Here is an 18,519-nt window from a genome sequence, read left to right on the forward strand (position 1 = left end):
GCGGCTTTGGTTACTTTGGCCAAGACCAAAGTAACCCGCCGTAAGGGCGGAAAGGTGACTGTGCGCCACCATCGCAAATGAATGCGCACCTGATCTGAAAGCCAAAAGCCAAAAGCCAAAAGCCAAAAGCCAAAAGCCAAAGCTCGACTGCGACGGTTTTGAATATTCCGAATCCATTCATTTGCGATGGCGACGCACAGTCACCTTTCCGCCCTTACGGCGGGTCACTTTTTGTCAAACGCGACAAAAAGTAACCAAAAAACGCTGGCTCCTATCATCCGGCCCCTGCGCTGCGCTCCGGGGTTCCCTCGCTCCGGCCTTGCTCCCGGGAGGACCGCGCTGCAGGCCCCATCCTGGGGCCCAGCGCTTGACGGGCATCCATGCCCGTCACCTCCCTCCGCAAGGCCTGCACTCGGCCTCCTGAAGTCGCATTCGGCGTTTGCTGAACTACCGCGCGCTTAGAAGCAGAGCAAAAGCAAGAGCAAGAGCAAGAGCAAAAGCTCAACTCAACCTGCGTAAGTCCCCTGGAAGTTGCGCGCGTGTTCGCCAGTACGGCTTGTGAAGTCGTAGACCACCGTCCTGAGCGCCGAAAACGGCGTCGTGCTGCAGGCTCAGACATAGGCTCGATGGGTTTTCTTCTCGCCCGGCGCAACCATTTGCACAGGTGTTTCATCAGCGTGAATCACGCCCTGCTTCAGCACCGTTTTGGGCCTCTATCTGGTTTCGATAGTTCGCAAACGCTGCCTTCTCACTTGCCAAGGCATTGCCAAAGATCAGCTGCAGCGAGCCGACAATAACGGCAACGCCCCAGGCCATGACGGGTTTAAAGTCGCGGAGTACCATGCCGGTCTGCCGTCTTCGAGCCTGATCTGGTAGGCGTGATCAACGGCCATCCGCACGCTGTCGTCGGCGTGCCCCGGGTAGTGGAAGGCCAGGCGTTGCGCCGCCGGATCGCGGGCAAATGCCGGCACCTGGGCGCTGTCGGCCTTGGGGCCGACCCAGTCATGCTCGCTGGCATGGACGATCACCTTGCCCTGGCTGCCGATTTCGACACCGCCGCCGATCTTGATGTAACTGCCGTCATCGGCCACCAGGCGAATGGTGGCTGCGGTGATGACTACCTCGCCTTCGGCGGCCGACAGGTGCAGGTTCTTTTGGGCATTGACGGCGATGTCGTCTTCCTGGGCCTGGACCAGCACTTTGCCGCGATTGGCGATCGCGCTGATGCCTTCATCCTGTGCGAACGCACTGATGCCTTTGCCGGCTTGCAGGCGCATGGCGGCGCCGCTGGTCAACTGCAGATGGTCCTGGGCGGTGGTGTCATGATTCGCGCCGGCATAGTGCAGTTGCGAGCGTGGTGTGGCACTGGCAATACCTGCTTCAGCCGCAACGGCCATGACGGGTTCGCCAGGGCTGTCGCTGTCGGGCGCTGGTCACTGTTTAAGGGCCTGGCTCAAGGTGTCGATGCCCTCACTGTCCACTGCTGCGCCGCCTCGTGCGGCGGCCGTTTGCCCGAGGCTTTTGAACAGCTCGCCACAGTCGGCCAGCAGCTTGAGCAGTTCTTCGCGGTCCAGCTGCGAACCGGTGGCGTCCTGGCGTGCATAGGTGGTCAGCAACAGGCCTTGGGCGGCGCGCAGGGCAATCGCGGCGTCGGTGCGCAATTCGGCACCATTGCCGCGGGCCTTGGCCTGGCCGTCAATACGTGGCTCGGTAAGCTTGCCCAGGTTGAGTGCCGTGGCATGGTGCGTGGTACCGACACGGGCACGCAAGGCGCCCGGTGTGTCATCGAATAACAGCTCGTTGAAACCCCGGCCTTTGTGCTCCTGAGTCTGAATGCCGGAGAGCGCACGGTTGCCTGGCAGGCCCGCGGCTTTGCTGAAACGCGGTGGCGTGTGGTCGGCGTTGTACAGCGCCGAGGTGACCACGGGGCGGTCGATATCGCCAGCCAGAAAGGTCACCAGCACTGAAGTGCTCCAGCAACAGCGCCTGATCGCCCTGGACCGGGCTGGTGAACTTCATCAAACGGCGGTGCTGGGGTGTAAAAATGCTCGTCAATTCCATCGACGTCATATTCCTTGGCGAAACAAGCGGCGCAAGGTATCACAACTTTTGGCATAACCGGCCCGCGGAGGGCGGGTCAAAAATTGTCAAGACGTGACGGTCATTCCATTGTCAGGTTATTTCACCTATTGTCGGGCCTTCGTCCCTTATCGATCCGTCAACCGCCATGCACAAAGTCATCGTCATCACGGGTGCCAGCCGTGGCATCGGTGCCGCCACCGCCCTGCAAGCCGCCCGCGAGGGCTATCGCATCTGCATCAACTACCACGCCGACGACCAGGCCGCCGAGGGTATCCTCGCCCAGGTTCGCGCCCTCGGCGCCGAGGCCATCACCGTGCGCGCCGACGCCAGCGTCGAGGACGAGGTGATCCAGCTGTTCCACCGCGTCGACCAGGAACTCGGCCCGGTGACTGCCTTGGTCAACAACGCGGGCACCATCGGCCAGCAAAGCCGTGTCGAGGCCATGTCCGAGTTCCGCCTGCTGAAGGTGATGAAGACCAACGTCGTCGGCCCAATGCTCTGTGCCAAGCACGCCCTGCTGCGCATGGCCCGCCGCCACGGGGGGGCGGGCGGGGCGATCGTCAATGTGTCCTCGGTCGCGGCGCGCCTGGGCTCACCCAACGAGTACGTCGACTACGCCGCCTCCAAAGGCGCGCTGGATACCTTCACCATCGGCCTGGCCAAGGAAGTGGCGGGCGAGGGTGTGCGGGTCAACGGTGTACGACCGGGCTACATCCATACCGGTTTCCATGCCCTGTCCGGTGACCCTGACCGCGTGACCAAGCTCGAACCCGGCCTGCCCATGGGCCGCGGCGGCCGCGCCGAAGAAGTGGCCGAGGCGATCCTCTGGTTGCTGTCGGAAAAGGCCTCATATTCTACCGGCAGCTTCATTGACCTCGGCGGCGGGCGCTGAACGCTGCCCCGTCAGGGCAGCTCACCCGCCAGCAACTGACGGACCCGTTCGGCCAGCGCTTCGAGCTCGAAGGGTTTGGTCAGCACGCTGGTGCCCTGCAGCAGCTGGCCATCGCTGAGTGCCGCGCTCGCGTCGTAGCCGGTGATGAACAGCACCTTGAGGTCCGGATACAGTTGCCGGCAACGCTCCGCCACCTGGCGGCCATTGGGGCCGTCGGGCAGGCCGATATCGCTCAGCAGCAGGTCGGGTTGCGCGCACTGCTGCATATGCGCCAGCGCGGCAGTGCCATTGGCGAAGGCTTCGACCTGGTAGCCCAGTTCTTCCAGCACTTCGCCGACCACCAGCCGCAGCGCCGCCTGGTCTTCCACCAGGACGATGCGTTGCCCAGCCGAATCGCTGCCTGTCAGCGTCTTGCGCTGTGCCGGCCGGGCCGCAGCAACAGGCTGTTCAGGGTGACGCGGCAGGTACAGGTCGACCCGTGTGCCCTGGCCAGGCGAGGAAGTCAGGCGTAGCTGGCCGCCCGACTGGCGCACGAAGCCATAGGTCATCGACAGCCCCAGGCCCGTCCCATGGCCCATGGGTTTGGTCGAGAAGAACGGGTCGATTGCGCGCGCCGCTACGGTTGCTGTCATGCCGCAGCCGGTGTCGGCAACACTGAGCCTTACGAAGTCCCCGGCGGCCAGTTCCAGCGCCCGGGCCTGCTCGTCGTCGAGCGTGAGATTGTCGCCCTGGATGTCGATGGTACCGCCGCCCGGCATGGCGTCACGTGCGTTGATGCACAGGTTGAGCAGGGCGCTTTCCAGCTGTGGCGGGTCGATGAAGGTTGGCCATGGCCGAGCCGGGAAGCGGCTGTGCAAGCGAATGGATGGGCCGATGGTGCGGCGAACCAGTTCTTCCATGCCAAGAACCAGCGCCGCGACGTCGGTCGACCGCGGTTGCAGGGTCTGCTGGCGGGAGAAGGCCAGCAACCGGTGGACCAGGGCCGAGGCTTTTTGCGCCGAGCCGCTGGACAGCGCCAGCAATGGCTCAAGTTCTGCGTAACGCTGCTGGCCCAGGCGCTGCTGCATCAGCTCCTGGGCATTGATGATGCCGCCGAGCAGGTTGTTGAAGTCATGGGCGATGCCACCGCTGAGCTGGCCCACGGCCTCCATTTTCTGCGCCTGGCGCAGCGCCTGCTCGGCCTCGGCCAGGCGCCGCTGCTCCTCAACCCGGTCAGTGATGTCGTAGGCAAACAGATAAGCGCCTTGCACGCCGCCGTCATGCTCACGCAGGGCGTTGAAACGCAGTTCATAGTGGCGTGGCCCGAACCTGCCGATCTCGGTGAACCGCTCCCCCGCCAGCGCCCGGCGCCACATCGGCATGATCAGGTCATGGTCCGCCGGGTGGCTGGCCAGCACCGCTGGCAGGTGTTCGCCGACTTCGGGTGTGTGGCCATACAAGGCGTGGAAGTCATGTTTGGCCTGGCGGTTGACTGCCAGCCAGCGCAGCTGGGTATCGACCACATGCACGTTGAGCAGGCTGTCCTCGACCAGTTCGGCAAACCGGCGGCGTTCGGCCAAGGCTGCGCTGACCCGCTGTTCGAGTTCGGCGTTCAGCCGCTGCAGGGCCACTTCGGCCTTGCGTCGCTCGGTGACGTCAGTGAACAGCACCGCGACCTGGCGGCGCTCGGCAGGCTCCACACGGAAGGTGATCACCGACAGCACACGGCCGGTGGCGACCAGCTCCTGCTCGAACTGCAGCGGTTCGCCCGTGCGCAATACCGCACCGTAGCGGGCGACCCAGTCGTCCGCCTCGTCGGGCACCATCTCGCGCAGCTTCTGCCCGACGACGTTGGGGATGCCGGCATGCTTGGCGTAGGCGGCGTTGGCGAGGATATGCACATAGTCGCTGAGCGGGCCATGGGGGTCGTCGAAGAATTCGATGACGCAAAAACCTTCATCCATGGTGTCGAACAGGAAGCGATAGATACTTGCGTCCTGATGTTCGTGGTGCTGCAGCAGCTGTGATTCCAGCTGTGCGTTACGTTGGCGCAGGGTTTCGACTTCCTGACGCAGTGCGAGCAGCTCGCGTTGGGGCATGGCGACGTCCGGCACAAATGAGTGGCCAGACTTTACCTGCCCGCAAGGCCGCCGCATAGCGGCCTAAGGGGGCAACCCCCGGTTTTTCAGCAACTGCTCGACTTGCTGGTTGAGGGTGGCCAGCGCGAACGGTTTGTACATGACCGCGCAATGCTTGCCCGGGCTGACATCGACCCGATTGCTGGCGTAGCCAGTGATATACAGGACGTCGACGGCGCCAGGCAGTTGCTGGCAGGCCGCCGCGACCTGGTAGCCATCGATGCCGCCCGGCAAGCCGATATCGGTGATCAGCAGGTCAGGGCGCAAGCCTCTTTCCAGGGTTTCCAGTGCGCGGCGGCCGTCGCTGCAGGCGTGGACGTCATGCCCCTGTTCTTCGAGCATCTCGCTGATCAGCAGGCGCAGAATGTCCTGGTCCTCCACCAGCAGAACTACACGGGGCGCTGCGTGAACCTGCTGCTCCGGCGCCCGCGGCTGCGCGCTGGGTTGCCCGGCATCGTCGCCGCCGGCCCGGGGCAGGTAGAGGTGGATGCAGGCGCCTTGCTCCGGTTCGCTGACAATGCGCAACTGGCCGCCGGACTGGCGCACGAAACCATACACGATCGACAAGCCAAGGCCGGAACCGTGGCCCAGTGGTTTGGTGGTAAAGAAGGGCTCGAACGCTCTTTGCAGGACGTCGGCGGACATGCCAATGCCGGTGTCGCAGACACTCAGATGCAGGTAGGCGCCGCTGGGCAGGTCCACTGCGCGTGCCTGCAGATCATCGAGCCAGGTGTTTTCGCTGGCAATGCGCAGCGTGCCCCCCTGAGGCATGGCATCACGGGCATTGATGCACAGATTGAGCAATGCGTTCTCCAGCTGGTGCGGGTCGATGCGCACCAGCCACTGGTTGCTCAGGGTCTGGTCAATGAAGGTGATGCGCGCGTCCAGCGAGCTGGCGATCAGTTCATGCATGCCTGCCACCAGCTGCTGCACATCTACCGCCTGCGGCATCAGTGTCTGTTGGCGCGAAAACGCCAGCAGCCGCTGAACCAGCGAGGCTGCCCGTTGAGCGTTTTGCCGGGCGAGGCCCAGTAGCCGGGCGGAGTCCTGGTAGCGTTGTTCAGCCTGGCGTTGCTCGGCCATTTCCAGGGCACCCAGGATGCCACCGAGGAGGTTGTTGAAGTCATGGGCAATGCCGCCAGTCAGCTGGCCCACGGCTTCCATTTTCTGCGATTGGCGCAGGGCTTCTTCGATCTTGCGCACGCGCTCCTGTTCGGCGACGCGCGCGCTGATGTCGTAGGCGAACAGGTAACCACCCTGGATGTGCTGCCGGGCGTCGCGCAGGGCGTTGTAGCTGATCTCGTAGTGGCGCGGGGCGTCGGGCGGGCCCAGGGCGATGATGTCGGTGAACGCCTCGCCGGCCAGCACGCGCGGCCATACCGGCTCCAGCCACTTGACGATGTCGGGCTGGTTGGCAATGAACTGTGGGATATAGTCGCCCACCTTTGGCACGAAGCCGCGCAGGCGCTTGAAGGTCTCTTGCGCGGTGCGGTTGATCGCCAGCAGACGAAGGTTGCGATCAGCCGCGAACACGTTGGCCTGACTGTGGTCGACCAGTTCGCCCAGCAGCCTGCTGTTGGCCTGGGCCTGGTCGATACGTGCCTGCAGTTGCTGGGTGGAAGGCGTCGATTCGTCAGACATCACCGTGGCGATCCAGCGTGTGGGTCGCCCAACTATAGCTGCAGTTTTTCAGGCCTTCCTTCAGAACGAGCGGATGATGCGCCCCAGGGTTTCCATGGCCCGTTCGGCGGCCTCGTTCCAGGGTGAACCGTAGTTCAGGCGGATGCAGTTGCCAAAGCGCCGGGTTGGCGAAAAGATCGGCCCCGGTGCGATGCTGATGCCTTGGGCCAGGGCCATGTGGAACAGTTTCAGGGCATCCATCTGCTCGGGCAGCTCCAGCCACAGGAAATAGCCGCCGGAGGGCTGGCTGACGCGGGTCTGCGCCGGGAAATGACGGGCGATGGCTGCCAGCATGTTGGCCTGCTGGCCCTCCAGGGCGTAGCGCAGCTTGCGCAGGTGACGGTCGTAGCCGCCGTGCTGCAGGTAATCGGCGATGGCCGCCTGGGCCGGCATCGAGGCGCACAACGAGGTCATCAGCTTCAGTCGCTCGATCTTCTGTGCGAAGCGCCCGGCCGCGACCCAGCCGATGCGATAACCCGGCGCCAGGCTTTTGCTGAACGAGCCGCAATGCATCACCAGGCCTTGGGTGTCGAAGGCCTTGGCCGGTTTGGGAGCTTGCTGCGCGTAATACAGTTCGGCGTAGACATCGTCCTCGATCAGCGGCACCTGGTGGCGGCTCAGCAACTCGACCAGCGCCTGCTTCTTCGCTTCGGGCATGCTGGCGCCGACCGGGTTCTGGAAATTGGTCATGCACCACACCGCTTTGACCGGGTGCTTGTCGAGGGTCTGGGCCAGCACGGCCAGGTCCATGCCCTCGCGCGGGTGCACCGGGATTTCCACGGCCTTGAGCTTGAGCCGCTCCAGCACTTGCAGGCAGGCATAGAAGGCCGGCGCCTCGATCGCCACCAGGTCGCCGGGCTCGGTGACCGCCTGCAGGCACAGGTTCAAGGCTTCGAGCGCGCCATTGGTGATCAGCAGTTCTTCCATCGGCAGCATCAGCCCACCGACCATGTAGCGCAAGGCAATCTGGCGGCGCAGTTGCGGGTTGCCCGGCGACAGGTCGGTGACCACCATGCGTGGGTCCATGGCCCGGCTGGCACTGGCCAGCGAGCGTGACAGGCGCTGCAGCGGGAACAGTTCGGGGCTGGGGAAGGCCGAGCCGAACGGTACGGTGCCGGGGTCCTTGATCGAGTCGAGGATGGAGAACACCAGGCCGCTGACATCGACCTCGGTCGATTCGCTGATAGGCTCCAGCGCCTGGGGTTCACTGAACTGGCGCGGGGCGTGGGCGTTGACGAAGTAGCCCGAGCGCGGCCGTGCGCGGATCAGCCCACGGCGCTCGAGCAGGTAGTAGGCCTGGAACACGGTGGACGGGCTGACGCCGTGGGTCTGGCTGGCGTAGCGCACCGAAGGTACGCGCTGGCCTGGGCCGAGCACCCCGGAGCGGATCAGTTCGGCAATGTCGTCGGCGAAGCGTTCGTAGCGTTTCATGGAGGCTCGGCAGGCAAGGTGAAGTGTCAGTGTAAGGGATCAGCGGTTCAGTGGTGCCACGAAGCGGCTGTGAGCCACGCTGCGCACGGCAGGCTGGTCGCTGTCGCGGATTTCGAAAGCCAGTGCCTGAGAACTGCTGGCCGGCCGCTCGGCCAGCATGGCCACCGACACCGGCATCTCGCTCATTTCCCCGGCCGGGATACTGAATTCGGTGGCGCCATGCAGTTCGAAGCCCTCGGCATCGAGCAGGCGCAGGTGGTAGCGCTGCGGCTGCGCGGTCTTGTTGATGATCTTGAGCAGGTAGATGTTCTCGATCTGGCCCTGGGCGTTTTCGCGGAACAGGCCCCGGTCCTTGATCACGTCCAGCGACACCATCGGGCGCATCTGCAAGGCCGCAACCAGGGCGCCGACCATCAGCAGCAAGGCGGCGGCGTAGCCCAGCAACCGCGGGCGCAGCCAATGGGTGGTGCCGCCTTGCAGGCTATGTTCGGACTTGTAACCGATCAGGCCGCGGGCGTAACCCATCTTGTCCATCACCTTGTCGCAGGCATCGATACAGGCGGCGCAACCGATGCAGGCCATCTGCAGGCCATCGCGGATGTCGATGCCCGTGGGGCACACCTGCACGCACAAGGTGCAATCGATGCAATCACCCAGGCCCAGGGCGCGCGGATCACTGCCTTTCTTGCGTGGCCCACGGGATTCGCCGCGACGCGGGTCGTACGCCACGGCCAGGGTGTCCTTGTCGAACATCACGCTCTGGAAGCGTGCATAGGGGCACATGTGCAGGCACACCGCTTCGCGCAGCCAGCCGGCATTGATATAGGTGGCCGCCGTGAAGAACAGCACCCAGAAAAGCGCCACGCCGCCCTGTTGCAGGGTGAGCAGTTCATGGGCCAGGGCGCGGATCGGGGTGAAGTAACCGACGAAGGTCAGCCCGGTGAGCACGCCGATGGCCAGCCACAGGCTGTGCTTGAGCGTGCGCCGGGCCAGTTTGTTCAGGCTCCAGGGCGCGGCGGCCAGCTTGATGCGCTGGTTGCGGTCGCCTTCGGTGACCTTTTCGCACCACATGAACAGCCAGGTCCAGATGCTTTGTGGGCAGCTGTAACCGCACCACACCCGGCCGGCGTAGACCGTGATGGCGAACAGGCCGAAGGCACAGATGATCAACAGGGCCGAAAGGAGGATGAAATCCTGCGGCCAGAAGGTAGCGCCGAAGATGTGGAACTTGCTCTCGGCCAAGTCCCATAGCACGGCCTGGCGGCCGTCCCAGTCGAGCCAGGCGGTGCCAAAGAACAGCACGAACAGCGCGCCAGCGAAGGCAATGCGCAGCGTGCGGTACAGCCCGGTGAAACTGCGGGTATGGATGCCGGTGGCGGCAATCTGGATGGCAGGGATACGTTGGGTCATGGCGTCGGTGCTCTCACGGCCTCGATCAGGCACGAGCACTATGGCCCCCGAACTGTTTTCAGCACAGGCTCAGGTCAGGCAATAAAAACCATATCAGATTGCTGCGAGGTGTGTCCGATGCCTCAAATCACAGAACCTGGGGTGCTGGCCTTGAGGTGCCTGCGGCTATCTACCGCACCTGCCACGGTCAGCGCGTCGGCTTCGGCTTCGGTGATCGGGAAGCGCTCGCCGGCGAGAATGGCCACGGACATGCGCAGCTGCTCGTCGGTGACGATCTCGATTTCGGGCCCTTTGCCTTCGATGCGCAGCTTGTCGCCAATCAGGGTGCAGCGTTGAGTGCTTTCTTCGACTTCGATGGGCATGGTGTGGTCCTCCGGGGTGCGGTTACAGGTTGTGACCGCAGGCGGTGAACGGTTGCTGCATCGGGGTGCCGGGTGGGCACTTTGCGGGCTGTGCGAGGGTCAACTTCATAAGGCCATAACCAACCAGCCCGGTAGCTGATTCATGGAATTCATCTGGCAAACTATCCAGTCCGAGTTCGCCGACATCACCGATGAGCGCGAGGTCGTGCGGATCCTCGTGCGCCTGCTGATGGCGGCCGTGCTCGGCGCCGTGCTGGGCTTCGAGCGCGAACACCGGGGCAAATCCGCCGGGGTGCGCACGCACATGCTGGTCTCCCTGGGCGCGGCGCTGTTCGTGCTCGCGCCGAGCATGGCGGGTGCTGATGAGCAGGCGCTGAGCCGGGTGATCCAGGGTATCGTCGCCGGCATCGGCTTTCTCGGTGCGGGCACCATCCTCAAGGGTAACGGCCAGGACACCAGCCACGTGAAAGGCCTGACTACCGCTGCAGGGCTCTGGATGACGGCGGCAATCGGTACTGCCGCAGGCATGGGGCGAGAGGCCACGGCACTGATCAGCACGGTGCTGGCGCTGTTGGTACTGGGCACGATGCCGTTGCTGGTGGAGAAGGTCGAGAGGCAGGACGAAGAGAAGCAGAAAGAGGAGGGCAGGAAGCACTGAGGGGAGCCGAAGCTCCCCTCAAAGCGTGTTGCTTGCTCTTTTCTTATTATTGAGGCCGGCCTTTTGTTGTTTTTGTAGGCCAGCCTTGGTGTTGCGTGCGACCCCCATCCGGGGTCAAGAGCAAACGTATTTTTTTGAGCGCTGACCTGCTTTCATCCGCTGGATCCGAGCCTGACTGCCGCTACCTTGAGGTAGTTTTATTGTTCTGTGTCAGTCCGCGGGGCGAACCCCTGAAAAGCCTGTCGACTCCAAAAAAATCTGCTTGCTGCGCCTCTGCCGTGTTGTTCTTGTTATGTCAGAGCCGTTACATGTTGTTTTTATTGGTATCGCGTTTTTCTTGTTGTTGTACCAAAGCTATAGCAGGTGCCGTGCCAACTTTTAAAAATCCTTAAAAATCAATGATTTGACCGGATAGGGTGAAATCGCGCGGCCGGACAATCTATCGATTTGTTTCCCTGTTACCCGATTTTTTGCTGAAACCTGTGGGAGAGGTAACACTCACCCACACTCATGTGACATCTGCATGAAACTCATGCTGCGCTGCGCGCACGGGCCACCCGCGAACCGTTGGCCCTGCCCAGTACCGCGCTTATGCGCTGCCCGGCGGCGATCAGCCGGTCGAGGTCGATACCGGTCTCGATGCCCAGCCCCTGCAACAGGTACAGCACATCCTCAGTGGCGATGTTGCCGGTGGCGCCCTTGGCATAAGGGCAGCCCCCCAGCCCGGCCACCGAGCTGTCGAACACGCTGATGCCTTCGAGCAGGCTGGCGTACACATTGGCCAGGGCCTGGCCATAGGTGTCATGGAAGTGGCCAGCCAGTTGCGCGCGGGGCACCACGGCCGAGACCACCTCGAACAGCCGGCGGGTGTCACCGGCCGTGCCGGTGCCAATGGTGTCACCCAGCGATACCTCGTAGCAGCCCATGTCGTGCAGCGCTCTGGCGACCGGGGCTACTTGCTCGGCACTGACCTTGCCTTCATAAGGGCAGCCCAGCACACAGGACACGTAACCGCGCACCCGCACGCCGTGGCTGCGCGCGGCCTCCATGATCGGTTCGAAGCGTTGCAGGCTTTCGCTGATCGAGCAGTTGATGTTGCGCTGGGAGAAGGCTTCGGAGGCAGCGGCGAACACCGCCACTTCCTTCACCCCGGCAGCCAGGGCGTCTTCGAAGCCGCGCAGGTTTGGGGCAAGTGCGGCATAGGTAACACCTGCACGTTGGTGAATGCCGGCGAACACTTCGGCGGAACCGGCCATCTGCGGCACCCATTTGGGCGAAACGAAGCTGCCGACCTCGATATAGCCCAGCCCGGCGTCGGTCAGGTCGTCGACCAGGCGCACCTTGTCGGCGACGCTGATGGGCTGGGCTTCGTTCTGCAGGCCGTCGCGGGGGCCGACTTCGACCAGGCGGACTGTTGCGGGCATGGGCATGGTGGGGTTCCTGTCAGCGTTTGTCGTTGTGGTTCAGGGTGGCGGCCAGGGCCTGTTCGCAGCGCTCCTGGGCGGTGTCCAGTTCCAGCTGCATCTGGTGGATGTCGAGCATCTGCTGTTCGAGCTGGGCGCGACGCTCGGCGATCTTCGCCAGCATGCTGTGGAGCTGCTTGAGGTTGCCGCTGCTGGGGTCGTACAGCTCGATCAGCTCGCGGCATTCGGCCAGCGAGAAGCCGATGCGCTTGCCACGCAGGATAAGCTTCAGGCTGACCTTGTCACGGGCCGAATAGATGCGCTCCAGACCACGCCGCTCGGGGCTCAGCAGGCCCTGTTCCTCGTAGAAGCGGATGGCGCGGGTGGTGATGTCCAGTTCGCGGGAGAGGTCGGAGATGCTGTAGGTCTGGCTGCTCATGCTTGGGCTCGGCGTGGGGTATGGCAGTATCCTGAGGGCAGGTTGACGTATACGTCAAGCAGATCAGTCGGGCTGTACCGCACGCCGATAACCATTGGGCGTCTGCCCGCTCATGCGCTTGAAGAAGCGGGCGAAGTAGGTCGGGTCGCTGAAACCCAGGCTGTCTGACAGCTGGCCGATGCTCATGCGTGTATAGATGAGGTTGCGCCGTGCCTCGAGCAACAGGCGTTGATGGATGACCTGCAACGCGGTCTGCCCGCTCAGCGCCCGGCACAGTTGGTTGAGCTGCAGGCTGGAGATGTTCAAGCGTGCGGCGAATTCCTCGACCGACAGGTGTTCGCGGTAATGCGCTTCTACCAGGCGCAGGTACTGCCCCAACAGCTGCCGGTCACGCTCGTCCCGGTTGCGTGGGGCCTGGCCCAGTTGCTGGCGACGGCTGATCCACACCATCAGCGCGGTCACCAGCGCGTCGAGCATGGCTGCCCGCGCAGTCGCGTTGCCCTGGTATTCCTGCTGCAGCGTTTCGATCAGGCCGCGCAGCTGGATGCGGTCCTTGCCCAACGGGTAGCACGCCGCTTTCGCCAGTACCCCCAGCGGTGCGCCCAGGCGCTGTTCGAGGTCGGCCACCAGCGCGGTGCCGAAGGTCAGCACATGGCCCTGGATATCGGCGCTGAAGCGAAAGCCATGCACGGTCAGCGGCGGTACCACTTGGATCGCCGCTTCGAGGATGGTGCTGCGCACGCCCTCGATTTCCACTTGCGCCTCGCCGCGCTGCACGTACAACAACTGGAACAGCTCGGCGTGCTGGTGCGGCTTGATTTCCCAGTGATGCAAGCGGCTGCGAGCGGGAATCGACTCGCAGTGCAGCAGGTCGGTACCGGGCCAATGCTGGTTTTCGCCATATAGCTGAAACAGCGGCACGCCAGGAAGGGTGGATCTCATGGGTCGAGCGCCTGTCCGTTAATCGAACGGTTTTATCAAAAGTGCATTTTTTGCATCGGATATAACAGCTATTTGCCGGTTATTGCCATTAAAAATGCAAGGGCACCCCCTCTCACGAGATAAAAACAATGAACACTCAGGTTGCAATCATCGGCGCCGGTCCTTCCGGCCTGCTGCTCGGCCAGTTGCTGCACAAGGCGGGCATCGACACCGTCATCCTCGAACGCCAGACCCCTGAATACGTCCTCGGCCGCATTCGCGCGGGGGTGCTTGAACAAGGCACCGTCGACCTGCTACGCGAAGCCGGCGTGGCTGAACGCATGGACCGTGAAGGCCTGGTGCACGAGGGCGTCGAGTTGCTGGTCGCGGGCCGTCGCCAGCGCCTGGACCTCAAGGGCCTGACCGGCGGCAAGACGGTGATGGTCTACGGCCAGACCGAAGTCACCCGCGACCTGATGCAGGCTCGCGACGCCAGCGGCGCGCCGATCATCTATTCGGCCAGCAACGTGCAGCCGCACGAACTCAAGGGCGAACGGCCCTACGTGACCTTTGAAAAGGACGGCAAGGCCCACCGCCTGGAGTGCGACTACATCGCCGGTTGCGATGGTTTTCACGGCGTCTCGCGCAAGAGCATCCCCGCAGGCGTCCTCAAGGAGTACGAGCGGGTCTATCCGTTCGGCTGGTTGGGCATGCTGTCCGATACCCCACCGGTCAACCATGAACTGATCTATGCCCACCACCAGCGTGGTTTCTCGCTGTGCAGCCAGCGCTCGCAGACGCGCAGTCGCTACTACCTGCAGGTGCCGCTGGACGAGCGGGTGGAAGACTGGTCTGACGAGCGCTTCTGGAACGAGCTCAAGGCGCGCCTGCCCGAGGATGTGGCACAGCAGCTGGTCACCGGGCCTGCGCTGGAAAAGAGTATCGCGCCACTGCGTAGCCTGGTGGTCGAACCGATGCAGTACGGCCATCTGTTCCTGGTCGGCGATGCCGCGCACATCGTCCCGCCGACTGGCGCCAAGGGCCTGAACCTGGCGGCGTCGGACGTCAACTACCTGTACCGGATCCTGGTCAAGGTGTACCGCGAGGGGCGTACCGACCTGCTGGAGCAGTATTCGCCGCTGGCCCTGCGCCGGGTCTGGAAGGGCGAGCGATTCAGCTGGTTCATGACCCAGCTGCTGCATGACTTTGGCGAGCACAAGGATGCCTGGGACCAGAAGATGCAGGAGGCCGACCGCGAGTACTTCCTCACATCACCGGCCGGGCTGGTGAATATTGCCGAGAACTATGTGGGTTTGCCGTACGAAGAGGTGGCCTGACGCCAGGTCTGGAGTTCGACGCGAAACCTGTGGGAGCGGGCTAGCCCGCGAACACCGGCGAAGCCGGTGCCAGACTCCGCGCTGTCTGTTTCGCGGGCACGCCCGCTCCCATAGGTACTGTGCAGGCCTCAGTGGCTGAGTAGCTGCACCATTTCTTGATAGCCCCGCTGGCGCGCATGCTCCAGCGCGGTCACCCCATCCTTGTCGGCAATCTGCCGATCCGCTCCCGCCGCCAGCAGGCGCCGGACGATCTCGACATGGCGTGGGCCGCCATCGCCGAGGATCACGGCTTCCAGTAGCGCGGTCCAGTGCAGGCGGTTCAGGTGATTCACGTCCACTCCCGCATCGATCAGCATCTGCACGGTGTCCACATGCCCGCGCTCGGCCGCCGGTATCAACGCGGTGCCGCCGTACCGGTTGGTGCTCTTGAGGTCGGCACCATGGCTCAACGTCATCTGCAGGATTTCGTTCAAGCCACGCGCCCCGGCATACAGGTACGGGCTGTCGTCGATGTTGTCCTTGGCGTTCACATCCGCACCGGCCTCGATCAGCGCTTTCGCTGCTGCGACCTGGTTCTCATGGGTGGCCACCAGCAAGGCGGTGCGCCCCTGGCCATCGCGGCTGTTCACGCCGGCGCCCTGCTTGAGCAGCCGTTGCAGGCGGGTGACGTCATTGTCTGCGGCGGCATTGTGCAACTGCTTGTCTATGGCGGTGGTCTCGGCGTGTGCGGCAAGGCTGGTGCAAAGGGCGAGTGCCAGGGCGGCAAGGGATAAGCGCATGGCGAGGGCTCCTGAATGATCTGCCTGTATCCTAGAAAAATCACCCCAGGGCTTGAAGTTAAGAATGCGCATGACCCACAGTGGCCCGCTTGATAGGTAAGGCAGGATGCACGCCGATGAGAGTTTCCACTGCGCTGATCACCACCTTGTGCCTGGCCACGGCCAGTGGCGGCACCTGGGCCGACCAGGTGCTGCCCACGCCACCGGAGCGGGAGTCCGGCTACCGCAGCGGCCTGCAGCCGGTGCACGCCAGCCGGCACATGGTCGCGGCCGCCAACCCGCTGGCCAGCGAAGCCGGGCGGGCGATGCTGCGTGCCGGTGGCAGCGCCATCGATGCGGCGATCGCCATGCAGATGGTGCTGACCTTGGTCGAGCCGCAGTCCAGCGGCATTGGTGGCGGCGCGTTCATCCTCTATTGGGATGGCCAGCGTGTGCAGGCCTTCGACGGCCGCGAAGCCGCACCGGCAGGGGTGACGGAAACGTTGTTCCTGCAAGCGGATGGCTCGCCCATGCCGTTTCGTGCCGCGCAGATCGGCGGGCGCTCGGTGGGTGTGCCGGGCGTGCTGCGGGCGCTGAAACTGGCCCATGACCAGCATGGCAAACTGCCGTGGAAAGACTTGTTCGCGCCGGCCATCGCCCTGGCGCGCAATGGTTTCGCGGTCTCTGAACGCCTGCATACGCTGGTGGCCAGCGACCCCTTCATTGCCCGCTCGCCGGCCATGGCGAAGTACTTTCTGGATGATCAGGGCAAGCCGCTGGCCGTCGGCACAATCCTGCGCAACCCGGCGCTCGCGCAAACCTTCGAACGCATTGCAGAGCAGGGCGTCGATGCCTTCTATGGCGGTGAGATTGCCCAGGCCATGGTGGACGAAGTGCGTCGCCACGCCAATGCCGGGCAGTTGTCACTCGAGGATTTGCAGCGTTACCAGGCCAAGGAGCGCGAGCCGGTCTGTGGCCCATACAAGGCCTGGAACATCTGCGGCATGCCGCCGCCGTCGTCCGGCGGGGTGACCGTGTTGCAGACCCTGGGCATCCTCGACGCCCTGCAGCAGGCCTCGGCGCAACGCGACCTGGCCCGGCAGCCGCCACGCCAGGTGCCGTCCGTAGCAGGGCTCGAACCTACGCCACAGGCCGTGCACCTGATGGCTGAAGCCGAGCGCCTGGCCTACGCCGACCGTGCCCAGTACCTGGCCGACAGCGATTATGTGCCGGTGCCGGTCAAGTCATTGCTCGACCCGGCCTACCTCGCCGAGCGCGCCAGGCAGGTCGGCGAATACAGCATGAAGCGCGCCCGTCCGGGCACCCCGCAGGGTGCCAACCTGGCCCTGGCGCCCGACCGTTCGCCGCTGCGGATTTCCACCTCGCACCTGTCTGCTGTCGATGACAGCGGGCAGGCCCTGGCCATGACCACGTCGGTGGAGTCCGCCTTCGGTTCGCACCTGATGGTCGATGGCTTCCTGCTGAACAACCACCTGACCGACTTTTCGTTCCTGCCTGCGGAGAATGGCAAGCCGGTGGCCAACCGGGTGCAGCCTGGCAAGCGCCCGCTGTCGGCGATGGCGCCAACGCTGGTGTTCTCGCGTGCCTCCGGCGAACTGGTGGCGAGCCTCGGTTCGCCTGGCGGTTCGCAGATAATCGGCTATGTGAACAAGGCGCTGATTGGCCTGCTGGACTGGCATCTCGATCCGCAGCAGGCGGCCGGCCTGCCTAACTTCGGCAGCCGCAACGTCGGTACTGAAGTGGAAGCCGGGCTGTTCAGCCCGGCGTTGATCCGCCAGTTGGCTGCGTGGGGCCACGAGGTCACGCCGATGACCATGACCAGTGGCCTGCAGATCATCCAGCGCAGCGGCCAAGGTTGGGACGGTGGTGCCGACCCACGGCGAGAAGGTGTGGCGCTGGGTGACTAGCGCGTTGCCGGGCCAGAAGTGGCGTGGTAGAAGTCAGTCTTGTCATGCAGCCGTTGAATACCAAGATGTCCATCAGCGTTAAATCGAATAGAGCCCTGTTCGACCTCGATCTGTTGCGCGCCATTGTCGTAGTGGCCGATTGCGGCAGTTTCACCACTGCCGCAGCACGCCTGCACTCGACCCAGTCGACCATCAGCCAGAAGGTGCGCCGCCTCGAAGACATGGTTGGCCACCGCCTGTTGGTGCGCGGCAACCGTGACGTGTTGCCGACCGACGCCGGGCAGACCTTGCTCGGTTATGCCCGGCACATGCTGGCGCTGAACGACCAGATGCTCGAAGCCCTGGCTGGGGCAATGGTCGGGGTCACCGTGCGTCTGGGGGTACCCGAGGATTTTGTCGGCGGGCGCACCACCAACGCGCTGTCTGCATTCAGCCGCCTGCACCCGCAGGTCAAGCTGGAGGTCACCAGCGGCCTGTGTCGCGACCTCAGCCAGGCCTACGACAACGGCGAGCTCGACTTGGTCCTGCTCAAGCAGCGGCGCAACAGCCGCGAGGGCGTGGCCTGCTGGCCTGAGCGCCTGCAGTGGATCGACAGTGCGCGCATGCCGGCGTTCGAGCTCGACCCGGTTCCACTTGTGACCTTCCCGCCACGCGGGCTGTACCGCGAGGACATGATCAGTGCCATCGAAGGCATGGGCCGGCGCTGGCGCATCAGCTTCACCAGTTCCAGCCTCAGCGGCATCCAGGCGGCGGTGGCCGACGGCATGGGCATCAGCCTGCTGCCACCGCGAGCGGCAACCGGTGAGCACCGGGTGCTGGGGCATGCACAAGGGTTGCCGGAGGTGGACAGCTACGAGATTGTCATCGTGCACAAGCAGACGGCGGATGTGATGGTCAAGGACCTGGCCGGGGTGATGAGCCAGTTGCTGGCGGGCGGGGGGATCTGACTCGGCCTTTGAATCTTGCACAAACCCTGTGGGAGATTCTATGGTTTTCAGCAAGCCAGTTTCCCGCCTTTGGTGACGTATTCGTCCTGATTTTTCATCAGGGCGAATGCCACCCGCGCGAGCTTTCTTGCCAGGATTACCAGAGCTTGGGTTG

At 63.9% G+C, this 18,519-nt stretch carries 14 protein-coding genes and 3 pseudogenes; 5 read left to right on the forward strand and 12 right to left on the reverse strand.

Going from position 1 to position 18,519, the window contains the following annotated elements; all coding sequences use genetic code 11:
- Positions 1 to 509 precede the first annotated feature (509 nt).
- Together CQW31_RS29105 and CQW31_RS29110 are read right to left on the reverse strand one after the other, a co-directional pair.
- Positions 510 to 707: pseudogene (locus CQW31_RS29105) on the reverse strand (transposase); the annotation flags it as partial.
- A 144-nt stretch (positions 708 to 851) separates the two neighbouring features.
- Positions 852 to 1,964 (reverse strand): annotated as a pseudogene (locus CQW31_RS29110) (DUF2345 domain-containing protein); the annotation flags it as partial.
- A 263-nt stretch (positions 1,965 to 2,227) separates the two neighbouring features.
- Here CQW31_RS29110 and CQW31_RS29115 point away from each other — a divergent pair.
- Positions 2,228 to 2,974 carry an SDR family oxidoreductase gene (locus CQW31_RS29115; RefSeq protein ID WP_054887443.1) on the forward strand — a complete coding sequence of 249 codons (747 nt, stop codon included), beginning with the start codon at positions 2,228 to 2,230 and terminating at the stop codon, positions 2,972 to 2,974.
- A gap of 11 nt (positions 2,975 to 2,985) precedes the next feature.
- Here the strand turns inward: CQW31_RS29115 and CQW31_RS29120 are convergent, their stop codons facing one another.
- The 5 genes from CQW31_RS29120 to CQW31_RS29140 all read right to left on the reverse strand — a co-directional run bounded on the left by CQW31_RS29120 (position 2,986) and on the right by CQW31_RS29140 (position 9,974).
- Complete coding sequence (locus CQW31_RS29120; RefSeq protein ID WP_099816027.1) at positions 2,986 to 5,052, reverse strand: PAS domain-containing sensor histidine kinase; 2,067 nt, start codon at positions 5,050 to 5,052, stop codon at positions 2,986 to 2,988.
- A gap of 63 nt (positions 5,053 to 5,115) precedes the next feature.
- Positions 5,116 to 6,732: a PAS domain-containing sensor histidine kinase gene (locus tag CQW31_RS29125; protein WP_099816028.1), complete on the reverse strand. Its 1,617-nt coding sequence runs from the start codon at positions 6,730 to 6,732 to the stop codon at positions 5,116 to 5,118.
- A 60-nt stretch (positions 6,733 to 6,792) separates the two neighbouring features.
- Complete coding sequence (gene mapR / locus CQW31_RS29130) at positions 6,793 to 8,202, reverse strand: GntR family transcriptional regulator MpaR (RefSeq protein WP_054887440.1); 1,410 nt, start codon at positions 8,200 to 8,202, stop codon at positions 6,793 to 6,795.
- A gap of 39 nt (positions 8,203 to 8,241) precedes the next feature.
- Positions 8,242 to 9,612: a cytochrome c oxidase accessory protein CcoG gene (gene ccoG / locus CQW31_RS29135; protein WP_099816029.1), complete on the reverse strand. Its 1,371-nt coding sequence runs from the start codon at positions 9,610 to 9,612 to the stop codon at positions 8,242 to 8,244.
- A gap of 122 nt (positions 9,613 to 9,734) precedes the next feature.
- Positions 9,735 to 9,974, reverse strand: coding sequence for a DUF3203 family protein (locus tag CQW31_RS29140; protein ID WP_054887438.1), 240 nt, complete (start codon positions 9,972 to 9,974; stop codon positions 9,735 to 9,737).
- A 142-nt stretch (positions 9,975 to 10,116) separates the two neighbouring features.
- Here CQW31_RS29140 and CQW31_RS29145 point away from each other — a divergent pair, with 142 nt between their 5' ends.
- Positions 10,117 to 10,632 (forward strand): MgtC/SapB family protein, encoded by a 516-nt coding sequence (locus CQW31_RS29145; protein WP_054887437.1) that lies wholly within the window; start codon positions 10,117 to 10,119, stop codon positions 10,630 to 10,632.
- 530 nt (positions 10,633 to 11,162) lie between these two features.
- On the opposite strand, the gene CQW31_RS29150 is transcribed toward CQW31_RS29145, so the two are convergent.
- The 3 genes from CQW31_RS29150 to CQW31_RS29160 all read right to left on the reverse strand — a co-directional run bounded on the left by CQW31_RS29150 (position 11,163) and on the right by CQW31_RS29160 (position 13,416).
- The gene (locus CQW31_RS29150; RefSeq protein WP_054887436.1) at positions 11,163 to 12,062 is read right to left on the reverse strand and encodes a hydroxymethylglutaryl-CoA lyase; all 900 of its coding nucleotides are present in this window, start codon (positions 12,060 to 12,062) and stop codon (positions 11,163 to 11,165) included.
- A 13-nt stretch (positions 12,063 to 12,075) separates the two neighbouring features.
- Positions 12,076 to 12,474: a MerR family DNA-binding transcriptional regulator gene (locus CQW31_RS29155; RefSeq protein WP_054887435.1), complete on the reverse strand. Its 399-nt coding sequence runs from the start codon at positions 12,472 to 12,474 to the stop codon at positions 12,076 to 12,078.
- 63 nt (positions 12,475 to 12,537) lie between these two features.
- Positions 12,538 to 13,416 (reverse strand): helix-turn-helix domain-containing protein, encoded by an 879-nt coding sequence (locus CQW31_RS29160; protein ID WP_099816030.1) that lies wholly within the window; start codon positions 13,414 to 13,416, stop codon positions 12,538 to 12,540.
- Between the two features lie 128 nt (positions 13,417 to 13,544).
- On the opposite strand from CQW31_RS29160, the gene pobA reads away from it, so the two are divergent.
- Positions 13,545 to 14,732 carry a 4-hydroxybenzoate 3-monooxygenase gene (pobA, locus tag CQW31_RS29165; RefSeq protein ID WP_054887433.1) on the forward strand — a complete coding sequence of 396 codons (1,188 nt, stop codon included), beginning with the start codon at positions 13,545 to 13,547 and terminating at the stop codon, positions 14,730 to 14,732.
- A 128-nt stretch (positions 14,733 to 14,860) separates the two neighbouring features.
- Here the strand turns inward: pobA and CQW31_RS29170 are convergent, their stop codons facing one another.
- Complete coding sequence (locus CQW31_RS29170) at positions 14,861 to 15,511, reverse strand: ankyrin repeat domain-containing protein (RefSeq protein WP_099816031.1); 651 nt, start codon at positions 15,509 to 15,511, stop codon at positions 14,861 to 14,863.
- Positions 15,512 to 15,627: 116 nt separating this feature from the next.
- On the opposite strand from CQW31_RS29170, the gene ggt reads away from it, so the two are divergent.
- Both ggt and CQW31_RS29180 read left to right on the forward strand, forming a co-directional pair.
- Positions 15,628 to 17,418, forward strand: coding sequence for a gamma-glutamyltransferase (ggt, locus tag CQW31_RS29175; RefSeq protein ID WP_099816032.1), 1,791 nt, complete (start codon positions 15,628 to 15,630; stop codon positions 17,416 to 17,418).
- Positions 17,419 to 17,483: 65 nt separating this feature from the next.
- The gene (locus CQW31_RS29180) at positions 17,484 to 18,365 is read left to right on the forward strand and encodes a LysR substrate-binding domain-containing protein (protein WP_054887444.1); all 882 of its coding nucleotides are present in this window, start codon (positions 17,484 to 17,486) and stop codon (positions 18,363 to 18,365) included.
- Positions 18,366 to 18,412: 47 nt separating this feature from the next.
- On the opposite strand, the pseudogene CQW31_RS31890 reads toward CQW31_RS29180, so the two are convergent.
- Positions 18,413 to 18,519, reverse strand: a pseudogene (locus tag CQW31_RS31890) (IS110 family transposase); the annotation flags it as partial.

The organism is Pseudomonas sp. 382, from assembly GCF_002759075.1.
Taxonomy (GTDB): Bacteria; Pseudomonadota; Gammaproteobacteria; order Pseudomonadales; family Pseudomonadaceae; genus Aquipseudomonas; species Aquipseudomonas vlassakiae.

Bases quoted from the DNA above. Each gene is read 5' to 3' on its own strand.
- ggt (WP_099816032.1), top strand. From the start codon at position 15,628: ATGAGAGTTTCCACTGCGCTGATCACCACCTTGTGCCTGGCCACGGCC.
- pobA (WP_054887433.1), top strand. From the start codon at position 13,545: ATGAACACTCAGGTTGCAATCATCGGCGCCGGTCCTTCCGGCCTGCTG.
- CQW31_RS29150 (WP_054887436.1), bottom strand. From the start codon at position 12,062: ATGCCCATGCCCGCAACAGTCCGCCTGGTCGAAGTCGGCCCCCGCGAC.
- CQW31_RS29145 (WP_054887437.1), top strand. From the start codon at position 10,117: ATGGAATTCATCTGGCAAACTATCCAGTCCGAGTTCGCCGACATCACC.
- CQW31_RS29160 (WP_099816030.1), bottom strand. From the start codon at position 13,416: ATGAGATCCACCCTTCCTGGCGTGCCGCTGTTTCAGCTATATGGCGAA.
- CQW31_RS29155 (WP_054887435.1), bottom strand. From the start codon at position 12,474: ATGAGCAGCCAGACCTACAGCATCTCCGACCTCTCCCGCGAACTGGAC.
- mapR (WP_054887440.1), bottom strand. From the start codon at position 8,202: ATGAAACGCTACGAACGCTTCGCCGACGACATTGCCGAACTGATCCGC.
- CQW31_RS29180 (WP_054887444.1), top strand. From the start codon at position 17,484: ATGTCCATCAGCGTTAAATCGAATAGAGCCCTGTTCGACCTCGATCTG.
- CQW31_RS29125 (WP_099816028.1), bottom strand. From the start codon at position 6,732: ATGTCTGACGAATCGACGCCTTCCACCCAGCAACTGCAGGCACGTATC.
- ccoG (WP_099816029.1), bottom strand. From the start codon at position 9,612: ATGACCCAACGTATCCCTGCCATCCAGATTGCCGCCACCGGCATCCAT.
- CQW31_RS29170 (WP_099816031.1), bottom strand. From the start codon at position 15,511: ATGCGCTTATCCCTTGCCGCCCTGGCACTCGCCCTTTGCACCAGCCTT.
- CQW31_RS29120 (WP_099816027.1), bottom strand. From the start codon at position 5,052: ATGCCCCAACGCGAGCTGCTCGCACTGCGTCAGGAAGTCGAAACCCTG.
- CQW31_RS29115 (WP_054887443.1), top strand. From the start codon at position 2,228: ATGCACAAAGTCATCGTCATCACGGGTGCCAGCCGTGGCATCGGTGCC.
- CQW31_RS29140 (WP_054887438.1), bottom strand. From the start codon at position 9,974: ATGCCCATCGAAGTCGAAGAAAGCACTCAACGCTGCACCCTGATTGGC.